Origin of the sequence: Alteraurantiacibacter aestuarii, from assembly GCF_039523595.1 — a bacterium.
GTDB lineage: Bacteria > Pseudomonadota > Alphaproteobacteria > Sphingomonadales > Sphingomonadaceae > Alteraurantiacibacter > Alteraurantiacibacter aestuarii.
The window spans coordinates 1-19,350 of sequence record NZ_BAAAFP010000001.1; the positions used below are offsets into that span (position 1 = coordinate 1).

The window sequence follows — 19,350 nt, forward strand, 5'->3', positions numbered from 1 at the left end:
GGCGGCGGAGGCGGCGGAGGCGGAGGCGGCGGGGGCGGAGGAGGCGGCGGCGGCGGCGGCGGAGGAGGCGGAGGCGGCGGTGCCACCGGCTCGGAACCACCGAAGTTGTAGATCAGGCTTACCAGCGCAGAGTGCGTTGCCAGATCAAACTTCGCCGAACGGCCAGCAGTATCGGTAACCGTGAAATTGCCGGTGTTGAGATACTTGTACTTGATGCCAACGTCGAAGTTCTTGGAGGCCGGAATACGCAGAGCAGCAATGCCCTGCCATGACCATGCGTGGTCCTGCGAATCAATGAAACCAGGGCCGGTGGAAGCGATAGAGGTTTCGCCGCTCATCCAGGTGTGGCCGAAACCGCCACCTACAGAGAAGCCGATGCTGTCATCGCCACCAAAGTCGACCAGGGCATTTGCCATCACGGAGGTGAGACGGGTCTCACCACCGGCAGCGAATACACCAGTGCGAAGAACGCCGGCACGGTTGGCAATTTCGCCACCGGTTACGCCGACAACCGTCGAAGACAGCTGCTCAGGATTGAATTCCTTGTAGGAACCTTCAATTTCCGTGCGGACCGGGCCGAAGTCATAGCCAAGAACGCCAGCGGCTTCCCAGCCAGTGTCGCTTTCAACCAGAACTGCGTCAGGTGTGCCGTTGATGTCGATATTATAGCTGTTAGGGAAAACAGCGCCACCATCGACGCCGAAATATCCCTGGCCGTCTCGTGCCATTGCAGGCGCCGCAAGTGCGGTAGCCGCAACGCCGAGGCAGAGCGCAAACTTTCTCATATTTACTTCCCCTTTGAACCTACTGAACACGTCATAATTGCAGCCGCATTCTCTGGCAACCGCAAGAAACGTTAGAAGCCTTATCATTTTGTGATGCGGTATGTCCGCAATCAACTCCTGTCGAAAGGTTGAACTCCTCTGTGGTTCCCGAGAAACGGCCTTTTCCGCCGGTTTTCCCAATAAACTGACCGATTTGCATGCGCCTTGTGGTAAATATGTAACAGGCCGAAGGACTTAGCTGCCAGAAGGCCTGTTCGCACAATTCTGGCTTCAGAATCAGCTGTCTCGTCAACTTGCGGTCGGACTGCAGCCTCTCAAAGCGCCAATTCGCCCGTTTCGCCGGTGCGAATCCTGACCACTTCGGGAAGGTCGAGAACGAAGATCTTGCCATCTCCGATGGACCCGGTGCCGGCCGCCTGGCGAATGGTCTCCACGATCCGCGGTGCCATCTCATCGCTGGTGGCAATTTCCAGCCGGACCTTGGGCAGCATGTTCACTGCATATTCTGCGCCGCGATAGATTTCCGTCTGGCCCTTCTGCCGGCCAAATCCCTTCGCCTCTGTAGCGGTCAGTCCGGCGACGCCTATAGCGGAGAGGGCTTCGCGAACCACTTCCAGCTTGAACGGCTTGATCACCGCAATCACCAGCTTCATTGCAACTTCCCCTTAAGATCAGAAACAGGCCGCGCGGCCCTCTTGCTTCACACCTGTATAATGGACCTGCCTGCTCTGCTGGCAACAAAAAAGGGCCGGAGCGACTGGCTCCGGCCCAAAGTTTGTACGTTCGCAGGAGGAACGTGGGGAGGCGGGGTCAGGGGGAGAGGAGGAGAAGTCCTGCCCCCGCCAAACTTGTGATCAGTTGTAGGCGCGCTCTCCGTGCTCGGAGATGTCGAGGCCTTCGACCTCGGCTTCTTCCGAAACCCTGAGACCGATGACTGCCTTGACGATCAGGCCGACAATCAGCGTACCGATGGCTGCCCATGCAATGGCAACAACCACCGCAACAACCTGGATACCGACCTGAGCCATCATGCTTTCAGCAGATCCGTTACCCGGACCGCCCCACAGCGTGTTGACGAAGCCGGTGCCGATGGCGCCGACGATGCCGCCGATGCCGTGGATGCCGAAGGCGTCGAGCGAGTCATCATACCCCAGTGCAGGCTTGAGCTTGGCAACTGCGAAGTAGCAGATCACCGAAGCCACGATGCCCAGCACAACGGCGCCGAACGGGCCCGAGTTGCCGGCAGCAGGCGTCACCGCAACCAGACCGGCGATGATGCCCGAGCAGAAGCCCAGTGCCGAACCCTTGTGGCCAGCCAGCTTTTCAGTGACCATCCACGCCAGACCACCGGCCGCAGTTGCGACGAAGGTGTTGATCATGGCGAGGCCAGCAAAACCGTCGGCTTCCAGCTCGGAACCGGCGTTGAAGCCGAACCAGCCAACCCACAGCAGGCCCGTGCCGATCATCGTCATGACCATCGAGTGCGGAGGCATCTGCTCATCGGGATAGCCCTTGCGCTTGCCCAGCAGGTAGGCGAGCACCAGGCCGGATACACCGGCGTTGATGTGAACCACCGTACCACCGGCAAAGTCCAGGGCGCCCATTTCGAACAGCAGACCGCCGCCGGCCCACACCATGTGAGCGATCGGGAAGTAGACAACCGTAAGCCACAGCACCGTGAACAGCATGGTGGCGCTGAACTTCATGCGTTCGGCCGTTGCACCCAGAACCAGCGCGGCAGTGATTGCAGCAAAGGTCATCTGGAAGCTGACGAACACATATTCGCTGATCACTTCGTCAGAGAAGGTCGCAGCGGTCGAGTCCGGCGTAACTGAGGAGAGGAAGTAGGCGCCAGTGCTGAAGAACTGGCCCATGAAGCCTTCGATCGCAGTCGGACCGAATGCCAGCGAGTAACCCCACATGATCCACACCAGCATCGCCAGAGCGGCGGTGGCGCCGATCTGGGTCATGGTGGAAAGCATGTTCTTGGAACGGGTCAGACCGCCATAGAACAGGGCCAGGCCGGGCAGGATCATCATCATGACCAACACGGTGGCGGTCATCATCCAGGCATTATTGCCCGGGTTGGCGACGGCAGGTGCAGCCTCTGCAGCTTCCTGTGCGAAGGCGGCGGTTGCCACCAACGTGGAAGCGCCGAAGGCACCGACGCCGCAAATCAGTTTGCGGATCATTGTATTACCCCTTTGTCCAGATTCGCTTATCACAGCGCGGTCTCATCGGTTTCGCCGGTGCGGATCCGCGTGGTCGACGCGAGGTCGAGAACGAAGATCTTGCCGTCACCGATGCTTTCCGTGCTGGCGGTTTGCTGGATGCATTCGACGACCTTGGGCATAAGTTCGTCGCTCACGGCGATTTCGAGCTTAACCTTGGGGAGCATGTTCACCGAATATTCGGCACCGCGATAAATCTCGGTCTGTCCCTTTTGCCGGCCGAAGCCCTTGACTTCGGACACTGTCATGCCCGCCACGCCGAGCCCGCCGAGCGCCTCACGCACTTCGTCAAGCTTGAATGGTTTGATTATGGCGATGATGAATTTCATCACTGACCCCTATTGCTTTACCGGTCAAAAACCCGGCCAAGGGTCACCAATGCAAAGGCCGTGCCAGTTGCAAGTTTCGGACTGTTTACATGCCGTTAACGATTATGACAGCACCCCAGCCCCCGCCAGCAAGCCCGAATCTTGTGCAGCTGCCTGATTTTTAGGCAGTCAGTTCCAGCTCGGCGCGGACGGGCAGGTGGTCTGATGCGCTGACTGCCAGGGCGCTGTGGTAAACATGTGTTTCGTGGCAGTGCCAGTGGGGTGAATGGACGATCCGGTCGAGCGGGGCGAGCGGGTTGCTGCCGGGGAAACTGCGACCGGGTGCCAGCACCGACCAGGAATCGCCAAACGATCGTAAAGCTCCCCCGCGGGCAGACCATTCGTTCAGGTCACCCAGGATCACGCTCGGCGTATCGTCCAGCGCCATAGCCTCGCACACGGTTTCAATCTGCTTGCGGCGCAGCACGCCGGAAAGGTCCAGGTGCATGCCTACCACATCGAATTCCCGTCCTTCCAGTGAAAGCCGGGCATGCACCGCCCCGCGCGGTTCCAGCGAAGGAAGATGGATCGGCGCGGCATCGACGATATCAATGCCCCGGCGCGCCAGAATGGTGTTGCCGTGCCAGCCCATGCTGCGTGGACGCATGCGCAGCGGGACGATCTGCCAGTGCTGTTCCTCAACCATCCGGCGCGGCAGCACCGCCGCACGGGTGCCGAAGCGCAGGTCAACCTCCTGCAAGGCGACCACATCGGCATCAAGCTCATGCAGCACGCGCAGGATGCGATCGGCATCGCGCCTGCGATCCAGCCCGACGGCCTTGTGAATATTATAGCTGGCGAATTTCAGGCGCATTCGTTTGGCTTAGTCCGAGGTTTCCGCCGTGTCCCCGGCGATATAGCGATCCGTCGGCCTGGTCGGCAGGCCGTCTATGCTTTCGCGGCGGCGCTTGTGCTTGCCCGCCCATTCGCGCGGATCGGAGCGGGCGTGATATTTCACCAGCGTATCGCGCTCCTTCTCCAGCGCCATCAGCGGCACGCCGTACCCGCAGGAGGTCTGCACGCTCTGCACCTTGATATCGAAGATCTGCCGCGTTCCGGGAAGCAGGGTGAAATGGGCGGCAAGCTCATCCCAGTTGCGCTCCCACGGCAGCACAGGTTCGCCGTGGCCATAGATGCGCAGGATCTGCGCCGGCTGCTGGAAATTGCAGAACATGATGGTGATGCGCCCGTCGGCCAGCAGGTGGGCGTTGGTCTCATTCCCCGATCCGCCAAGGTCGAGCCATGCCACGCGGTCGGGCGACAGGATGCGGAAGGCGTCATAGCCCTTGGGGCTGAGGTTGATCCGCGCGCCCTGCGCAGCGGTGGCCACGAAGAACACCGGCTGCCGGGCAATCATCGCCATGTGCGGGGGCAGTAATGTGTCGGTGAATTCGGCCATCGCACAAAGTCTATTGGCGATGGGTCACGATGTCACCTCTCCTTGGTGGCGGAAAATACCAGATCGGGGTTCTTTTCCTGCTGGTAGTTAACGTCCCACGGCGATCTGGCCATGAACACGAGGTCCCCGTCGCGGTCCTTCGCCAGGTTCGGACGGTTGAATTCCTCGAAAGTCTTGAGCGCCGCATCGCTGCCCTTGATCCAGCGCGCGGTGGCAAAGGGAGAGGCTTCCAGCATCGCTTCCACCTTATATTCGGCGGACAGGCGCGAGATCAACACTTCCAGCTGCAATTGCCCGACCACGCCGACAATCCACTGCGCGCCGATTTCAGGATAGAACACCTGAATCACGCCTTCTTCGGAAAGATCGTCCAGCGCCTTGCGCAGCTGCTTGGTCTTGGTCGGATCCACCAGTTGCACCCGGCGCAGGATTTCCGGCGCGAAATTGGGCAGGCCGGTGAAGCGGATGTCGTTCTTCTCGCTCAGCGTATCGCCCACACGCAAGGTGCCATGGTTGGGGATGCCGATGATGTCGCCCGCCTCAGCCGTGTCGGCAATCTCGCGGTCCTGCGCGAAAAACAGGATCGGCGAATGGATGGCGATCGGCTTGCCCAGCCCCGAAGGGATCAGCTTCATGCCGCGTTTGAACGTGCCCGACACCTGCCGCATGAAAGCGATGCGGTCGCGGTGGTTGGGGTCCATGTTCGCCTGCACCTTGAAGATGAAGCCGGTCACCTCGTCCCGGTCAGGGCTGATCTGTTCCTCCCCGGCTGGCTGCGGGCGCGGCGGCGGCGCATATCTGGCAATCGCGTCAATCAGATCGACCACGCCGAAGTTCTTCAGCGCCGATCCGAAATAGACCGGGGTCAGATCGCCGTTGCGATAGGCTTCCAGGTCAAATGCGGGATAGCCGATCTGCGCCAGCTCGGCCTCTTCGGCCCATTGTTCGGGAAGCACCGGCTTTTCATCGATTGTGCCGAGGAATTCCTTGCTCGGCCCTTCCGGGCGCGCGACATTGCCGGTGGCGAAGTCCAGAATGCCTTCAAACTGCCCGCCCATGCCCACGGGGAAGGTTTGCGGGCTGACATCCAGCGCCAGCATCTCGGCAATCTCGTCCAGCAGTTCGAACACCGGGCGGCCCTCGCGGTCCACCTTGTTGACGAAGGTGATGATCGGCACGCTGCGCAGTCGGCAGACCTCGAACAATTTGCGCGTCTGCGGCTCAATACCCTTGGCCGCATCGATCACCATGATCGCCGAATCGACTGCGGTCAGCGTGCGATAGGTGTCTTCGGAAAAGTCTTCATGGCCCGGCGTATCGAGCAGATTGAAGGTGATGCCGTCGCGCTCGAACGTCATGACCGAACTGGTGACCGAGATGCCGCGCTGCTGCTCGATCTTCATCCAGTCAGAGCGCGCACGCCGCGCCTGCCCGCGCGCCTTGACCTCACCGGCAAGATGGATCGCGCCGCCTTGCAGCAGCAGCTTTTCGGTCAGCGTGGTCTTACCCGCGTCAGGGTGCGAGATAATGGCGAAGGTACGCCGGGAGTTATGCGGACTGGACATGTCTGGTCAGGCGGCGATCAGCCGCGCAGCTCCCCGCCCAGCTTGGCAGCAGCAGCCACTATTTTCTCGGAGATCGCCTTGATCTCCTCATCCTTGTAGCTTTTCTCACCCGGCTGGAGGGTCACTTCCACGGCGAGCGACTTCTGTCCCTCGGGCACGCCCTGGCCTGCGAACAGGTCGAAGATCCGCGCATCGACGATATTGGCCCAGGGCAAATCCCGCCCGGCGCCCTTGACCGCGCGCAGCAGATCGCCCGCCGGAAGAGCCTGAGGCACCAGGAAGGCGAAATCGCGCGTCACGGCCTGCAGGGCTGGCGGCGCATAATGGGTGCGGGCAAATGCCGCAGCCTTCCTGGCCGGGATCGCATCGAGGAAAATCTCCACTGCCACCACCGGGCCATCCACATCGAAGGCGGCCAGAGTGGCGGGATGCAGCGTGCCGAACCGCGCCAGCACCTTCTTGGGGCCAAGCCGCAAGGTGGCGGACTGGCCGGGATGGAACTGGTCGCCTGAACCATCCATTACCATCAGATTGGCGACGGGGGCTCCGGCCTCTTCCAGCAGGGCCAGCGCCTCTGCCTTGGCATCGAAGGCATCGAAATTCGCGGCCTTGCCAGCGGCCCAGCCGCGCGGCGTCTTCTCGCCCGCCAGCACCACGCCCAGCGTCGGGCGTTCACCGCTCATCCCGCCCTCGCCGCGCAGATAGGACCGGCCAATCTCGAACAGGCGCAGGCTGGTGGCTCCGCGATCGAGGTTGCGCTTTGCGGCGGACAGCAATCCGGGAATGAGCGAGGGGCGCATGGCCTTCATGTCCTCGCTGATCGGATTGTCGAGAATCCACAGGCCACCGTTGCCGCTGGCGAAATGCTCGGCCTCGGCTGGCGGGAGGAAGGACCAGGTGATCGCTTCGTTGAGGCCGCGCCCGGCAGCGGCGCGGCGCAATTTGCGTTCCAGCACCTGTGCCGGAGTGGCGGTTGGCCGGGCCACGCCGACATTGCCTGTCAGTGGCACGCTTTGGACATGCTCCAGCCCGTGGATGCGGACCACTTCTTCCACGATATCGGCAGCGCCTTCCACATCGTGGCGGCGCAGCGGCACTGTGACCTGCCAGTCATCGGACACGGTGAAATCCAGCGCGGCAAGGATCTGGCGCTGCTCCGCCTCATCCACCTGCACACCGCCCAGCCGGGCGCTGAGCGCGGGATCATAGGCGATGATTTTCGGCGCGCTGGGGGCAGAGCCTGCCCGCACCACATCGGACGCCTCACCGCCGCACAGGCGCAGGATCAGCGAGGTCAGGCCTTCCAGCCCGCCATCCAGCCATGCCGGGTCCACGCCGCGCTCAAACCGCGTGCGCGCATCGGTGGCAAGGCCCAGCTTGCGACCGGTAACGCCGATCTGCTCCGGGTTGAAATAGGCGATCTCCAGCAGCACGTCCGTGGTGCCATCGGTCACGCTGGAATGCTCACCGCCCATGATGCCGGCAATATCGTGCACGCCATTGTCATCGGCGATCACGGTCATGCTGGGATCGAGCGTGTAGGTCTTCTCGTTCAGCGCCAGAACCTGTTCGCCATCCCTGGCTCGCCGCGCGACGACGGCGCCGGTCAGCCTGGCCAGATCATAGACGTGCGCCGGACGCCCGAAGGCCAGCATCATGTAATTGGTAATGTCGACCAGCGCGCTGATCGGTCGCTGTCCCGCCGAAATCAGCCGCTGCTGCATCCACTCGGGGCTGGCACCATTGGTCACTCCGCGAATGACGCGGCCATAGAATGCCGGACAGCCCTCAGCGTCATCGGTGCGGATTTCTACCGGACAGGGAAAGCTGCCGGGCGTCACATCGTCCCGCAGCGGCTTGAGCGTTCCCAGCCCAGCTGCCGCCAGATCGCGCGCAACGCCGTAAACGCCCATGCAGTCCGGACGATTGGGAGTGATCGCCACGTCGAAGATCGGGCTGGCGCCGTGATAGGTGGCAAAGTCCTGTCCCACCGGAGCATCGGCGGGCAGCTCGATGATCCCCTCGTGATCGTCGCCCAGTTCCAGCTCCCGCGTGGAGCACATCATGCCGTTGCTCTCCACGCCGCGGATGGCGTTCTTGCGCAACTGCATGCCATTGGCAGGCACCACCGCGCCGGCCAGGCCGAGCACGCCCTTCATCCCCGCGCGCGCATTGGGCGCACCGCAGACGACCTGCACCGGATCGCCTTCGCCGGTATCGACGGTGAGCACCTGCAGCTTGTCCGCATCGGGATGCGGCCCTGCGGTCAGCACTTCGGCCACGCGGAAGCCTGCCAGCTTTTCAGCCGGGTCCTCAAGACCTTCCACCTCAATGCCGATGGCGTTCAGCCGGGCAGAGATCTCCGCCACCGAAGCCTGGGTTTCGAGGAAGTATTTCAGCCATTCGAAAGAGAACTTCATGAGCGCGCTCCCACACCGCCCGAGAGCGTCGGCTGGTCAAAGGCGGAGAAGCCGTAATGCTGCAACCAGCGGACATCGCCATCAAAGAAGGCGCGCAGATCGTCCATGCCGTATTTCAGCATGGCCAGCCGGTCCACGCCCACGCCAAAGGCAAAGCCCTGCCATTCGTTGGGGTCCAGCCCGCTCATTTCCAGCACGCGGGCGTTGACCATGCCGCTGCCGAGCAGCTCCATCCAGCCATGACCTGCCGCATCGCCGCTACCGCCCAGCACCCGCTTGCCGTCAACGATGGCAAAGCCGACGTCGACTTCCACCGATGGTTCGGTGAAGGGGAAATAGGACGGGCGCAGCCGCAGCACGATATCGTCGGTTTCGAAAAAGGCCTTGAGGAAGGTCTCCAGCGTCCATTTGAGGTGGCCAAGATGGATGCCCTTGTCGATCACCAGACCTTCCACCTGATGGAACATCGGCGTGTGCGTGGCGTCGCTGTCGCTGCGATAGACGCGGCCCGGCGCGATGATGCGCACGGGCGCACCTTCGGCCAGCATCGTGCGCACCTGAACCGGGCTTGTGTGCGTCCTCAGCAGCATTCTGCCCCCTTTGGGGGCGGTGTCGGGGAAATAGAATGTGTCATGCATCGCCCGCGCCGGATGGCTTTCAGGCATGTTGAGCGCGGTGAAGTTGTACCAGTCGTCCTCAACCTCCGGGCCGGTGGCGACGGCGAAGCCCAGATCGGCGAAAATCTCCGCCAGCTCATCCATCACCTGGCTGACCGGGTGGACAGAGCCACGCGGCGCATCGGGTGCAGGCAGGGTCAGGTCGAGCCGTTCCGAAGCCAGCCGCACCTCAAGCTCCGCCGCTTCCAGCACGGATTTGCGCTGCGCCAGCGCATCGGTGACGGACTGGCGCAGGGCCTGAATGGCCGGAGCCTGCGCCTGTCGTTCGTCCGGGCTCATCTTGCCAAGCGTCTTGAGCAGGGCAGAAACGCTCCCCTGCTTGCCAAGGAATTCGACCCGCAAGGCCTCAAGCGTTGTCAGGTCTTGCGCGGCAGCGATGCGCGCCTGGGCGTCATTATGGATGGTTTCGAGTTCGGACATGATCTTCGATTATTCGTGAAAGGGCGGAATTCGTGAAAATTGGGCTGGCGCGCCTGTTAGCGGCCCCAGCCCTGACGCCCAAGCCCTAATCTGACCATCAGGTCTTCGTGGAGTAGCGCAGCACCGTGGGCATGTCCGTCTGGGGCACCACGCCCTGATCGGCCATGCGCTGTGCCATGATGCGGTCAAGGATGGGGTGCGGTGTATCGGCATATTCGCTGGGCGTCATGCCCATGAAGCTGCGAAAGTCGCGCACGAAATGGGCCTGATCGAAATATTGCCCGTCCAGCGCATTGCTCCAGTTGCCTTTCGGTTCCAGCATGTAGCGCGCCAGACTGCGCAGGAAGCGCTGGCGGCGCAGCAGCAGCTTGGGTGGAAATCCGAAGTAGCGGCTGCACATCCTCTCCAGCGTGCGGCGCCCCGTCTCCAGCCTGTCCGCCAGCATCGTGACATCGGCAATTTCGGGATCGCGCAGGGCGTGCTGGCAAGCCAGAATCTTGTCCTGACCGGGAACCGGGCGATGATCCTGCTCCAGCAGGTGGTTGTTGATGCGCCGCGCGGTATCATCGGAATCGGGCGATGCGGTGCGGACCACCTCAAGGATGGGAGCAAACACCTCAAACGCCGCACTCGTGCGCGCATCAACTATCCGGTCAGCCAGGTCTGCGGCGGGCACCGGCACATATTTTGCCCAGCCAACGGGTTGCAGACCCAGCCCCCAGATGCGTGACTCGCGCAGGCCGAACTTGATGGCCCTGCTGGTTGGTCCGCTGGCAACAAACGGCCAGGTCGGCTGGACTTCGTCAGGGCAGACAGATGCGACAGGCTCCACGCCGCTTTCGGTGAAGCGCATGGTCGCCCATTCAGGATGCAGCCGGTCTTCGATCAGCACATCGTCAGCGCAGGTGATGGTAAACGAGTAGAGCGCGGTAAAATACGGCTGCAACTCCTCCGACAAGCGGAAAAACTGCACGTCTATTGCGAATTGATCCGGCATTTTGCGACCCAGCCCCAAACTATCATCGAATCCGCAGACTGACGCTGTCTTGTAATTCGATTGCGCTGCTTTGTAACAGTGAGAGCCCTTGAAGTCCAAAAACTTGCTCTATGCATATGACAATATCGTTTTGGTTATGACAAGTCCTGTTAGGTCGGTTCCGGACCATTGCCATTGATGCCCGCGTTCATCGAAATGCTGCTGGCGCGCCTTTTTGGCGGCGCCGCCGTAATTGGGGGACACCATGAGCAAGAACAACATCACACTGACAGTAATGGCCGCAAGCCTGATCGCGCTGGCTGCCCAGCCCGCCGCAGCGGAAGACGAAGTGGAGCTGGCCCGCTGCGATGAAAGCCTCGGTTCGATCGCGCTGGTCGATGGCGCAGGCGCGGGCTGGAGCCAATGGAACCTTGGTTCTCCGCGCGCTCTGATCACCAAGCTGGCGACCGAGTCGGGCTGTTTCACGCCGCATGGCGGCGGCAATGAGCCGGCTCGCTACCTGGTCACCGCAGTGGCCGGAACCGAGGAGGAAGTGGACCAGGGCCTTAACCTGGCCGGGGCAGCGGCCAGAGAAGCGCTGATTCGCAGCGGTGCTGCTTCCAGCGTCCTTTCGCGCGTACCCTTTGGTGGCGCGGCTGCCGGCCTGCTGGGCGGTCTTGGCGGTCGCCGGCGCACAGTGGCTGCGGGCCTCACAGTGGTGAGCCCGTCCAATGGCCAGCCGCTTGCCGTGGGCAGTGGCTCCGTCAGTTCCTCATCGCTCAGCTTTGGCCGCTCTGGCGGATCATGGGCACGCGGCCTCGCCGAGGGCGCGGGCTATGCCGAAAGTCGGGACGGACAGAAGCTGACCGAGGCCTATATCATCGCCTTCAACCAGATCGTGGCGCAGCGTGCCGCGCTGGAAGCGGCGCCGGCGCCGGGTGCCAGCGCCGCAGCCGATGCGTCTCCTGCTGCCATCGCCGCAGTTGACACGGTCATGCGCTCAGGTCCCCTCGCCAGTGCAGCCGAGGTCCGCACCCTGCGGGCAGGCACAGAGCTGGCCCCGACAGGCAAGCGCGAAGGGCTGTGGATCGAGGCCGAGGACAATTTCGGCACCAAAGGCTGGGTCTCTGTAGAAGACCTGCAGTAAAGGTCCCCCGAAAGCACCCGGCGTACACGACCCTTCGCCGGGTGTTTGCGGGAAAAGGAAGGGCGCGGATGACCCAAATCATCCGCGCCCTTTTTTGCGTTCCGAATCTATCCCGCAGGATCAGGCCGGAAGTGCACCCTTGGCCTGCTTGATGATGAGGCCGAATGCTTCGCCCTCATTCATCGCCAGGTCGGCCATGACCTTGCGGTCCAGCTCAATCCCGGCCAGCTTCACGCCGTGCATGAACTGCGAATAGGTGAGGCCTTCGGCGCGCACCGCAGCGTTGATACGCTGGATCCACAGGGCGCGGAAATTGCGCTTCTTAACCTTGCGGTCGCGATAGGCGTACTGGCCGGCCTTTTCGACGGCCTGACGAGCAACGCGAATGGTATTCTTGCGGCGACCGCGAAAGCCCTTGGCCTGGTCCAGTATCCGCTTGTGCTTCTGGCGCGTGGTCACGCCGCGTTTAATGCGAGGCATATCTTATCTCCTGATAATGCGCAGCGATCTCAACCGAGACCGTAGGGGGCCCATTTCTTCACCGCAGCCGTATCGGCCTTGGAAAGAACCTTGGTCCCGCGTTGCTGGCGGATATACTTCGCATTGTGGCTGATCAGGCGGTGGCGCTTGCCAGCGACACCATGCTTGAGCTTGCCGGTGGCGGTGAGCTTGAAGCGCTTCTTAACGCCGCTCTTCGTCTTCAGCTTGGGCATTTTCGTCTCCCCTAAAAGGATATGGGTTCGAGAACACGTCCAACCAGCCCTGGCAGCCCTTACAGCCAGACCGGAAGATAATCACGTGTCAGTGAAGCGCGCGCAACTAGAGCCAATGCGCGCGAAAGGCAAGCGGGAGTTTCGCCATTGGCCGGCGGATCAATGCGCTGCGGCCATCGCCTCCAGCACATCTTCCAGCCGCGCGGGATCGCCCAGCGCCAGCACCTGCCCGTCCGATCCTGCGTGGAGCGGCTCGCCCCGCCAGTCGCTCATCACACCGCCGGCACCCTCCACCACCGGGACAAGCGCGGCATAGTCGTGAATCTTCAGGCCCGCCTCGCACACGATGTCGATATGGCCGGAGGCGAGGCAGGCGTAATTATAGCAGTCGCCGCCCATCACCATGCGCTTGTGATCGGTGCGGCTGGCCAGCGTCATGAAGGTGTGGCCCTGATGCTCATCGAAATAATGCGGGCCGGTGGTGGCCAGCGTGGCGCTGGCCAGTTCGCGGCAGCGGCGGGTGGAGACGACCTGGCCATTGAGCGTGGTGGCCTGCCCCATCACTCCCAGCCAGCGCTCCCCCAGCACCGGCTGGTCGATCATGCCCAGCACCGGAAAGCCTTCCACCAGCAGCGCGATCAGCGTGCCGAAGGTGGCGCGGCCAGCCAGGAAGGCAGTGGTGCCGTCGATCGGATCGAGCACCCACTGGCGGCCCGACTTGCCCGGCTCGATGCCGAACTCCTCGCCATGCACGCCGTCCTGCCCCGCTTCCGCCTTGAGGATACGGCGCATCGCTTCTTCGGCATTGCGATCGGCAATGGTGACAGGCGTGGCATCGTCCTTCGCCTCACTGTCCACCTGCGTGCGGAACAGCGGCAATATCTCCGCCCGCGCGGCATCGGCGAGGCGGTGGGCAAGTGCGATTTCGGCTTTGAGGTTCATTGCGGGGATTTCACTGATCTACCGGCACCATGGTCGGCTCGCCCTCATTGTGGACGCGAATGATGATGGCGCGCACGCCATCGGGGCCAGCGCGCGGCGTGTGCACCGCCTGCGCGGGGATGATGAAGGACTGGCCAGCCACCAGCGTCCCTTCGCCAAGATCGGCAACATCCACCTTCGCGCTGCCTTCGATCACGTAGAGATATTCCTCCCACGGATGATAATGGGTGGCGCCTACAGCGTCCGGCCCCAGCAGCAGATCCGTCACGATCAGCTCATGCCCCGGCGCAGCGCCGGGTTCACCGCGGAAAATCTCGTTGGAGCCGATGGGCGGGCGATATCCGCTTGCTTCTGGCTGCGGCACCGGTGCCTGTTCCTGCGAACAGGCGGTGAGTGCCATTGCCGCCAGGAAGATCGTGCGCATCGTCAGTCAAACAGGCTGGAGACCGAGCTTTCGTCGGCGATGCGGCGCACGGCCTCGCCCACCAGCGGGGCGATGGTGAGGACGCGGACCTTGGCAGAATCCCTGGCGGCATCGGTCGGCATGATGGTGTCCGTGATCACCAGTTCCTTCATGCAGGAGCCGTCAATCCGCGCCACAGCGCCGCCCGAAAGCACGCCGTGGGTGATATAGGCGGCCACGCTTTTGGCGCCCGCCGCCAGCAGGGCTTCGGCCGCATTGCACAGCGTGCCGCCCGAATCGATGATATCGTCGATCAGGATGCAGTTGCGGCCCTTCACATCGCCGATGATGTTCATCACTTCGGATTCGCCGGGCCGCTCACGGCGCTTGTCGACGATGGCCAGCGGCGCATTGTCGAGCCGCTTGGCCAGCGCGCGGGCGCGGACCACGCCGCCCACATCGGGGGACACGACCATCAGGTCATTCTCCCCATATCGCGCCTGGATATCGGCTGCCATCACCGGCGCGGCATAGAGATTGTCCGTCGGAATATCGAAGAAGCCCTGGATCTGTCCGGCGTGCAAATCGACCGACAGCACGCGGTCTGCGCCCGCCTCGGTAATCAGGTTCGCCACCAGCTTGGCCGAGATCGGCGTGCGCGGGCCGGGCTTGCGGTCCTGTCGGCCATAGCCGAAATAGGGCACCACGGCGGTGATCCGGCTGGCCGATGCGCGCCTCAGCGCATCGATGCAGATCAGCAGTTCCATCAGATTGTCATTGGCCGGAAAACTGGTCGACTGCAGGATGAAGACATCCTCGCCGCGCACGTTCTCATGGATCTCAACGAAGATTTCCTCATCCGCAAAGCGGCGCACGCTGGCATCGGTGAGCGGCACTTCGAGATAGGCCGCAATGGCGCGGGCAAGCGGCAGGTTGGCATTGCCGGACATGATTTTCATGGACTGGCCTTCTCCTGGCGCGCGTTCGGATTCGCTGGGGCAGGCTCTAGCCCAGCGTCATATGATTGCAACCTGCAGCTTGGGGCTAGATGGGGAAATGCGACAAACTTGGCCCCATGCAAGATCATTTCGCCCGATCATTTGGCCCCATCATCTGGCCCGGTGCTCGCCCTCTACCCAGCGCACCGTTCCCGATGAGGCGCGCATGACCACGCTCTGCGTCGTGATGATCGGCTCTCCATCGGGGCGGCGCACGCGCTTGACCCCGTTCAGCAGCGATCCGTCGGTCACGCCGGTGGCGGCAAAGATGCAATCCCCGCTGGCCAGGTCCTCCAGCGAATAGATGCGATCGAGCTGCTCTATCCCGCATGCCACGGCGCGGCGGCGCTCGTCATCATTGCGATAGATCAGCCGCCCCTGGAACTGACCGCCCACACAGCGCAGCGCGGCGGCGGCCAGCACGCCTTCAGGTGCGCCGCCAGACCCCATGTACAGGTCAATCGTGGTGTCAGGATCGGTGGTGGCGATCACCCCGGCAATGTCGCCATCGGGGATCAGCTGGATGCCGCAGCCGATCGCCCGCAATTGGCCGATCAGTTCGCCATGGCGCGGACGGTCGAGCACGCAGACCATCAGCTGGTCCGGCGCAACGCCCTTGGCCGCGGCCACGGCGGCGACATTTTCCTCCGCGCTCTTGTCCAGGTCGATCACGCCTGCGGGATAGCCCGGCCCCACGGCCAGCTTTTCCATATAGATGTCAGGCGCGTTAAGAAGGCAGCCCTTGCCGGCAATCGCCAGCACCGCCAGCGCATTGGCCCCGGCCTTGGCGGTAATGGTGGTGCCCTCCAGCGGATCGACGGCGATATCGACTTGCGGCGCACCCGGAGCGGCGGCACCCACTTTTTCGCCGATGAACAGCATGGGCGCATTGTCACGCTCCCCCTCGCCGATAACGACCGTGCCGTTGATGGGCACCAGATCGAATGCGGCGCGCATCGCCTCAACCGCTGCCTGGTCTGCCGCCTTCTCGTCACCCCTGCCAGACTGGCCGGAGGCGGCAATGGCGGCGGCCTCGGTCACGCGGACCATTTCGAGCGCCAGCACACGGTCAAGCGGGCTTTCAGCTGCCGGTGAAGCCTTGCCGGAAGATGCGGTGTTCATACGCAATTCACCCTCGAAACCGATGTTGCGCATCCGTTAGGCTGGGGGGTGCGCGATGTCGAGCGTGGCAGGACGGATATTGCTTGCAGGACTGGCCACTTCCTTGAGCGCGGCGGCGCGCGGGCAGGAGGCGGAGGTCCTGACCGCGGAGCAGGCGATCGAGAATTCGCGCGAATACTGGTCTGTCGAACCGGAAGATACCGACGATTGTGCCGATGCTCAGGCGGAAGATCCCGATGTCATCGTGGTCTGCCGCGATGTCGCCGATCCGGAACGCTACACGTTCGAACGCCCTCCACGGGCGGATGTCGAAGTGACCGGCAGCGGCGCTCCGCGGGCGCAGGACCCGGGCGGAATGCTGATGCCTTGCAGTGCCTACACCTTGTGCGTCGGCAAGCTGGGCAGGGTTCCGCCGCCTGCCGTGGTGACCGATTTCGATGCCCTGCCGGAAACGCCAGCCGGATCGGAAGCGGCGCGGCTGTATGGCGGGCCGACCGACGCCGACGACATCGCCGCTGCCACGCGCGCCGCTCAGCCGGTGCCGGAGCCGGTTGATACCGGTGCCCAGACCAAGGCCGGGCTGGAGGATGATGTCTATGGACCTTGAACGCAGGCCCTGAGCTGGCCCCATAAAGGCCCGCGACCTAGCCCAGCAGGCGCATCACCAGCGGCGGTTCAGACAGGCTGGGCGATCCGTCAAGCAGGTCCAGGGCAGCGCTCACCGCGCTTTCAGGCCCTTCATGGCTGACGATTGCCACCAGCACATCGCCGCCCTCCTCGGGATGGCCGTGCTGGATCATGCTTTCGATGGAAACACCCGCATCGCGCATGGCAGCGGTGATCTCTGCCAGAACGCCGGGGCGATCTGCCACCACGAAGCGCATATAGGCGCGGCTGACCCGGTGGCCCGGATCGGCCGGCGCGGCGCTTTGCAGGGCCGATACCGGCAGGGAGAACGGCGGGGCGACGCGGTCGCGGGCGATATCGATCAGGTCTGCAACCACGGCGCTGGCTGTGGGGCCATCGCCCGCACCGGCACCTTCGAACAGCAGGCGGCCGGCGAAGTTGCATTCGGCCACCACCGCGTTGGTCGGCCCGTCGACAGAGGCGAGCGGATGCTGCTTGGAGACGAGATAGGGCTGCACGCGCTGGAACAGGAAGCGCTCGCCGCCCTTGTCCTCGCAGTCGGCCACACCGATCAGGCGAATCACATAACCCAGCGCATCGGCCTGGGCGATATCGGCGGCGCGGATCTTGGTGATGCCGGAAATGTCGACTGCGGCAAAATCCAGCTGCGTGCCGAACGCCAGCGCGGCCAGGATGGCCAGCTTGTGCGCGGCGTCCACGCCTTCAATGTCAAAGGCGGGATCGGCCTCGGCATAGCCAAGGTCTTGCGCGTCCTTCAGCACATCGCCAAAATCGGCGCCGGTGCTCTCCATCTGGGAGAGGATGTAATTGCAGGTGCCGTTGAGGATGCCGTAAATTCCGTCGATCCGGTTGGCCGCGGCACCTTCGCCCAGCCCCTTGATCACCGGAATGCCGCCGGCCACGGCTGCTTCATATTTCAGCGCCACGCCCTTGCCCTCGGCCAATGCGGCCAGTTCCATGCCGTGATGGGCGATCATCGCCTTGTTGGCGGTGACCACCTGCTTGCCGCTGTTGAGCGCATTGCGGGCCAGCGCCAGCGCCGGGCCATCAGACCCGCCGACCAGTTCGACCACCGCGTCCACGTCGTCGCGCGCGGCCAGCGCGGTCATGTCATCTTCCCAGGCATAGGGTGACAGATCGATCCCGCGATCCTTGGTGCGATCACGGGCGCACACGGCCACCACCTGCAAGGCGCGGCCTGCACGCGCGGCGATAATGTCGCCATTGGCTTCCAGCAGGCGGATAACGCCCGCCCCAACCGTGCCAAGGCCCGCCAGAGCGATGCGAAGAGGTGCTGTCATAAATTCCCCCGGAAGAGTGCGTGTACTGCAATGAGCCTGATCTCAGGCGCGCCGCGTTAAAGCGCGCGATTGCGCTTGGCTAGGGGGATGCGCGCGCCAGCTTCAGTTATTGCGCACGCAGGGACCGAGCTGGCCCAGCACCATGCGATAATCCTCACGTGCCCGATCGCGTGATTCGCGGTCGCGCTGGATGAACGCGTCTTCGGGCAGGTCTGCCGGCAGGAAACAGGCCAGCGCATACCATTCCAGCGTCTGCGCCTGCGGCGGGCGCGCTGCCTGATCGACAATGTCGGTCCACGAAACACCCCATTGGGCCGTCATGCCGGGACGGCGGATTACCGAAAGCGACACCGGATCGCCGCTGCGCGTCTCAAGGAATATCTGCGTTTCCGATTCCCCCACCAGATTGCCGGGCACGGACATGGCCTCGCGCACGCCGGTGATCACGGGCGGGCGAGCACTCTCCGCCAGCTGGGTCAGCACCTGGCGCACGCGCTGTTCCAGCGCAGGCGTGGCAGGCTGCATGGCGCCCTGTCCGGCAAGATAGACCTGTCCCGGCCGCCCCTCCACCGAGCGGGCAAATATCAGGAACACCTGTTTCTTGAGCTTGGGCGCCCGGCCCCTGGCATCAGCCGGCAGATCGACCAGAAAGGCAAGCGATTCGCCAATTGCAATGCGCCCGCCCAACAGGGCCTGAGTTATCGATTCAGCATAGATGCGAACTTTGCCGGGAGCGACATCTGGCGCGCGTTCGGCTCTCAATGTTGCCTGATCATCGATTTGCACACGCGCCACGATATCCGCCGCCAGCGCCAGTTCCACCAGTTCCACATAGCTTGGCTCAATTGGCGCAGCCGGACCTGCAACGACCTGCGCCTGTGCCGGATTTGCCAGTGGCATCAAGGCCATAAGGGAAGCAAAAAGGGCAGTCGAAAGATTCGCCAAATTGGGGAATCGGTACAAAATCGGCATCGCAAGCTCCTGAAACGGAGAATCGGAAATGGCACATTTGATCGCCAGATACATGGTTTAGCCTGCGTTTATCCGGTGAATCAGTGCTTAACCGATAAAGCGTTTGCCCATGCGGAAGTGTGCCGTTAAGACCCGCCGGGAACGGACCTACCGACAAAATAATAGCGGGGGTCTGGCGTCTGGAAGGGCTTGGGATAGTCTTTCCAATATCCGCTCCCGATAAATCGGGACGGAAAATCTTCGATGCGGCAAACAGGGTTGGG

20 protein-coding genes are annotated in these 19,350 nt (G+C 63.0%); 2 read left to right on the forward strand and 18 right to left on the reverse strand.

Going from position 1 to position 19,350, the window contains the following annotated elements:
* The 10 genes from ABDZ98_RS00005 to ABDZ98_RS00050 form a co-directional block, all read right to left on the reverse strand.
* A partial coding sequence (locus tag ABDZ98_RS00005; RefSeq protein ID WP_343805033.1) for an outer membrane protein occupies nt 1-728 on the reverse strand: 728 nt, incomplete at its 3' end.
* A 371-nt stretch (nt 729-1,099) separates the two neighbouring features.
* Nucleotides 1,100-1,438: a P-II family nitrogen regulator gene (locus ABDZ98_RS00010; RefSeq protein WP_160591031.1), complete on the reverse strand. Its 339-nt coding sequence runs from the start codon at nt 1,436-1,438 to the stop codon at nt 1,100-1,102.
* Between the two features lie 201 nt (nt 1,439-1,639).
* Nucleotides 1,640-2,977, reverse strand: a complete 1,338-nt coding sequence (locus ABDZ98_RS00015) for an ammonium transporter (RefSeq protein WP_160591030.1) — start codon at nt 2,975-2,977, stop codon at nt 1,640-1,642.
* Nucleotides 2,978-3,006: 29 nt separating this feature from the next.
* Nucleotides 3,007-3,345 (reverse strand): P-II family nitrogen regulator, encoded by a 339-nt coding sequence (locus ABDZ98_RS00020; protein ID WP_160591028.1) that lies wholly within the window; start codon nt 3,343-3,345, stop codon nt 3,007-3,009.
* Between the two features lie 160 nt (nt 3,346-3,505).
* Entirely contained in the window at nt 3,506-4,198 is a 693-nt protein-coding gene (locus ABDZ98_RS00025; protein ID WP_160591026.1) for an endonuclease/exonuclease/phosphatase family protein, read from the reverse strand.
* A 9-nt stretch (nt 4,199-4,207) separates the two neighbouring features.
* Nucleotides 4,208-4,783 (reverse strand): pyridoxamine 5'-phosphate oxidase family protein, encoded by a 576-nt coding sequence (locus tag ABDZ98_RS00030; protein WP_160591024.1) that lies wholly within the window; start codon nt 4,781-4,783, stop codon nt 4,208-4,210.
* Nucleotides 4,784-4,815: 32 nt separating this feature from the next.
* Nucleotides 4,816-6,348, reverse strand: coding sequence for a peptide chain release factor 3 (locus tag ABDZ98_RS00035; protein WP_160591022.1), 1,533 nt, complete (start codon nt 6,346-6,348; stop codon nt 4,816-4,818).
* A 17-nt stretch (nt 6,349-6,365) separates the two neighbouring features.
* A complete protein-coding gene (gene pheT / locus ABDZ98_RS00040; RefSeq protein ID WP_160591020.1) occupies nt 6,366-8,768 on the reverse strand; it encodes a phenylalanine--tRNA ligase subunit beta in 2,403 nt (800 codons plus the stop codon).
* Complete coding sequence (gene pheS, locus ABDZ98_RS00045; RefSeq protein WP_160591018.1) at nt 8,765-9,865, reverse strand: phenylalanine--tRNA ligase subunit alpha; 1,101 nt, start codon at nt 9,863-9,865, stop codon at nt 8,765-8,767. Before pheS ends, pheT begins: the two co-directional genes overlap by 4 nt.
* Nucleotides 9,866-9,962: 97 nt before the next feature.
* Nucleotides 9,963-10,838 carry an AraC family transcriptional regulator gene (locus ABDZ98_RS00050; RefSeq protein WP_343805055.1) on the reverse strand — a complete coding sequence of 292 codons (876 nt, stop codon included), beginning with the start codon at nt 10,836-10,838 and terminating at the stop codon, nt 9,963-9,965.
* A 268-nt stretch (nt 10,839-11,106) separates the two neighbouring features.
* On the opposite strand from ABDZ98_RS00050, the gene ABDZ98_RS00055 reads away from it, so the two are divergent.
* Nucleotides 11,107-11,988 (forward strand): SH3 domain-containing protein, encoded by an 882-nt coding sequence (locus ABDZ98_RS00055; RefSeq protein ID WP_160591014.1) that lies wholly within the window; start codon nt 11,107-11,109, stop codon nt 11,986-11,988.
* 120 nt (nt 11,989-12,108) lie between these two features.
* On the opposite strand, the gene rplT is transcribed toward ABDZ98_RS00055, so the two are convergent.
* From rplT to glpX, 6 genes are all read right to left on the reverse strand, one after another.
* The gene (gene rplT, locus ABDZ98_RS00060) at nt 12,109-12,468 is read right to left on the reverse strand and encodes a 50S ribosomal protein L20 (RefSeq protein WP_160591012.1); all 360 of its coding nucleotides are present in this window, start codon (nt 12,466-12,468) and stop codon (nt 12,109-12,111) included.
* Nucleotides 12,469-12,497: 29 nt separating this feature from the next.
* Entirely contained in the window at nt 12,498-12,701 is a 204-nt protein-coding gene (gene rpmI / locus ABDZ98_RS00065; protein ID WP_160591010.1) for a 50S ribosomal protein L35, read from the reverse strand.
* Nucleotides 12,702-12,860: 159 nt separating this feature from the next.
* A complete protein-coding gene (locus tag ABDZ98_RS00070; RefSeq protein WP_160591008.1) occupies nt 12,861-13,643 on the reverse strand; it encodes an inositol monophosphatase family protein in 783 nt (260 codons plus the stop codon).
* Nucleotides 13,644-13,653: 10 nt separating this feature from the next.
* Nucleotides 13,654-14,067, reverse strand: a complete 414-nt coding sequence (locus ABDZ98_RS00075; protein ID WP_160591006.1) for a cupin domain-containing protein — start codon at nt 14,065-14,067, stop codon at nt 13,654-13,656.
* A 2-nt stretch (nt 14,068-14,069) separates the two neighbouring features.
* On the reverse strand, nt 14,070-15,005 hold the full coding sequence (locus ABDZ98_RS00080) for a ribose-phosphate pyrophosphokinase (RefSeq protein ID WP_160591004.1): 936 nt from the start codon (nt 15,003-15,005) through the stop codon (nt 14,070-14,072).
* Nucleotides 15,006-15,155: 150 nt separating this feature from the next.
* Nucleotides 15,156-16,166, reverse strand: coding sequence for a class II fructose-bisphosphatase (gene glpX, locus ABDZ98_RS00085; protein WP_160591150.1), 1,011 nt, complete (start codon nt 16,164-16,166; stop codon nt 15,156-15,158).
* Nucleotides 16,167-16,221: 55 nt separating this feature from the next.
* Here glpX and ABDZ98_RS00090 point away from each other — a divergent pair, with 55 nt between their 5' ends.
* A complete protein-coding gene (locus ABDZ98_RS00090) occupies nt 16,222-16,773 on the forward strand; it encodes a hypothetical protein (protein ID WP_343805072.1) in 552 nt (183 codons plus the stop codon).
* Between the two features lie 37 nt (nt 16,774-16,810).
* Here the strand turns inward: ABDZ98_RS00090 and ABDZ98_RS00095 are convergent, their stop codons facing one another.
* Nucleotides 16,811-18,115 carry a homoserine dehydrogenase gene (locus ABDZ98_RS00095; RefSeq protein WP_160591001.1) on the reverse strand — a complete coding sequence of 435 codons (1,305 nt, stop codon included), beginning with the start codon at nt 18,113-18,115 and terminating at the stop codon, nt 16,811-16,813.
* A gap of 102 nt (nt 18,116-18,217) precedes the next feature.
* Nucleotides 18,218-19,015 carry a hypothetical protein gene (locus ABDZ98_RS00100; protein WP_237437449.1) on the reverse strand — a complete coding sequence of 266 codons (798 nt, stop codon included), beginning with the start codon at nt 19,013-19,015 and terminating at the stop codon, nt 18,218-18,220.
* Between the last annotated feature and the right edge of the window lie 335 nt (nt 19,016-19,350).

What these genes read in the sequence shown, in the direction of transcription:
- rpmI (WP_160591010.1), bottom strand. Translation starts at nt 12,701, where the DNA reads ATGCCCAAGCTGAAGACGAAGAGCGGCGTTAAGAAGCGCTTCAAGCTC.
- glpX (WP_160591150.1), bottom strand. Translation starts at nt 16,166, where the DNA reads ATGAACACCGCATCTTCCGGCAAGGCTTCACCGGCAGCTGAAAGCCCG.
- ABDZ98_RS00025 (WP_160591026.1), bottom strand. Translation starts at nt 4,198, where the DNA reads ATGCGCCTGAAATTCGCCAGCTATAATATTCACAAGGCCGTCGGGCTG.
- ABDZ98_RS00055 (WP_160591014.1), top strand. Translation starts at nt 11,107, where the DNA reads ATGAGCAAGAACAACATCACACTGACAGTAATGGCCGCAAGCCTGATC.
- ABDZ98_RS00070 (WP_160591008.1), bottom strand. Translation starts at nt 13,643, where the DNA reads ATGAACCTCAAAGCCGAAATCGCACTTGCCCACCGCCTCGCCGATGCC.
- ABDZ98_RS00075 (WP_160591006.1), bottom strand. Translation starts at nt 14,067, where the DNA reads ATGCGCACGATCTTCCTGGCGGCAATGGCACTCACCGCCTGTTCGCAG.
- ABDZ98_RS00015 (WP_160591030.1), bottom strand. Translation starts at nt 2,977, where the DNA reads ATGATCCGCAAACTGATTTGCGGCGTCGGTGCCTTCGGCGCTTCCACG.
- ABDZ98_RS00095 (WP_160591001.1), bottom strand. Translation starts at nt 18,115, where the DNA reads ATGACAGCACCTCTTCGCATCGCTCTGGCGGGCCTTGGCACGGTTGGG.
- pheS (WP_160591018.1), bottom strand. Translation starts at nt 9,865, where the DNA reads ATGTCCGAACTCGAAACCATCCATAATGACGCCCAGGCGCGCATCGCT.
- ABDZ98_RS00010 (WP_160591031.1), bottom strand. Translation starts at nt 1,438, where the DNA reads ATGAAGCTGGTGATTGCGGTGATCAAGCCGTTCAAGCTGGAAGTGGTT.
- rplT (WP_160591012.1), bottom strand. Translation starts at nt 12,468, where the DNA reads ATGCCTCGCATTAAACGCGGCGTGACCACGCGCCAGAAGCACAAGCGG.
- ABDZ98_RS00020 (WP_160591028.1), bottom strand. Translation starts at nt 3,345, where the DNA reads ATGAAATTCATCATCGCCATAATCAAACCATTCAAGCTTGACGAAGTG.
- ABDZ98_RS00035 (WP_160591022.1), bottom strand. Translation starts at nt 6,348, where the DNA reads ATGTCCAGTCCGCATAACTCCCGGCGTACCTTCGCCATTATCTCGCAC.
- ABDZ98_RS00080 (WP_160591004.1), bottom strand. Translation starts at nt 15,005, where the DNA reads ATGAAAATCATGTCCGGCAATGCCAACCTGCCGCTTGCCCGCGCCATT.
- ABDZ98_RS00090 (WP_343805072.1), top strand. Translation starts at nt 16,222, where the DNA reads ATGTCGAGCGTGGCAGGACGGATATTGCTTGCAGGACTGGCCACTTCC.
- ABDZ98_RS00100 (WP_237437449.1), bottom strand. Translation starts at nt 19,015, where the DNA reads ATGCCACTGGCAAATCCGGCACAGGCGCAGGTCGTTGCAGGTCCGGCT.
- ABDZ98_RS00030 (WP_160591024.1), bottom strand. Translation starts at nt 4,783, where the DNA reads ATGGCCGAATTCACCGACACATTACTGCCCCCGCACATGGCGATGATT.
- pheT (WP_160591020.1), bottom strand. Translation starts at nt 8,768, where the DNA reads ATGAAGTTCTCTTTCGAATGGCTGAAATACTTCCTCGAAACCCAGGCT.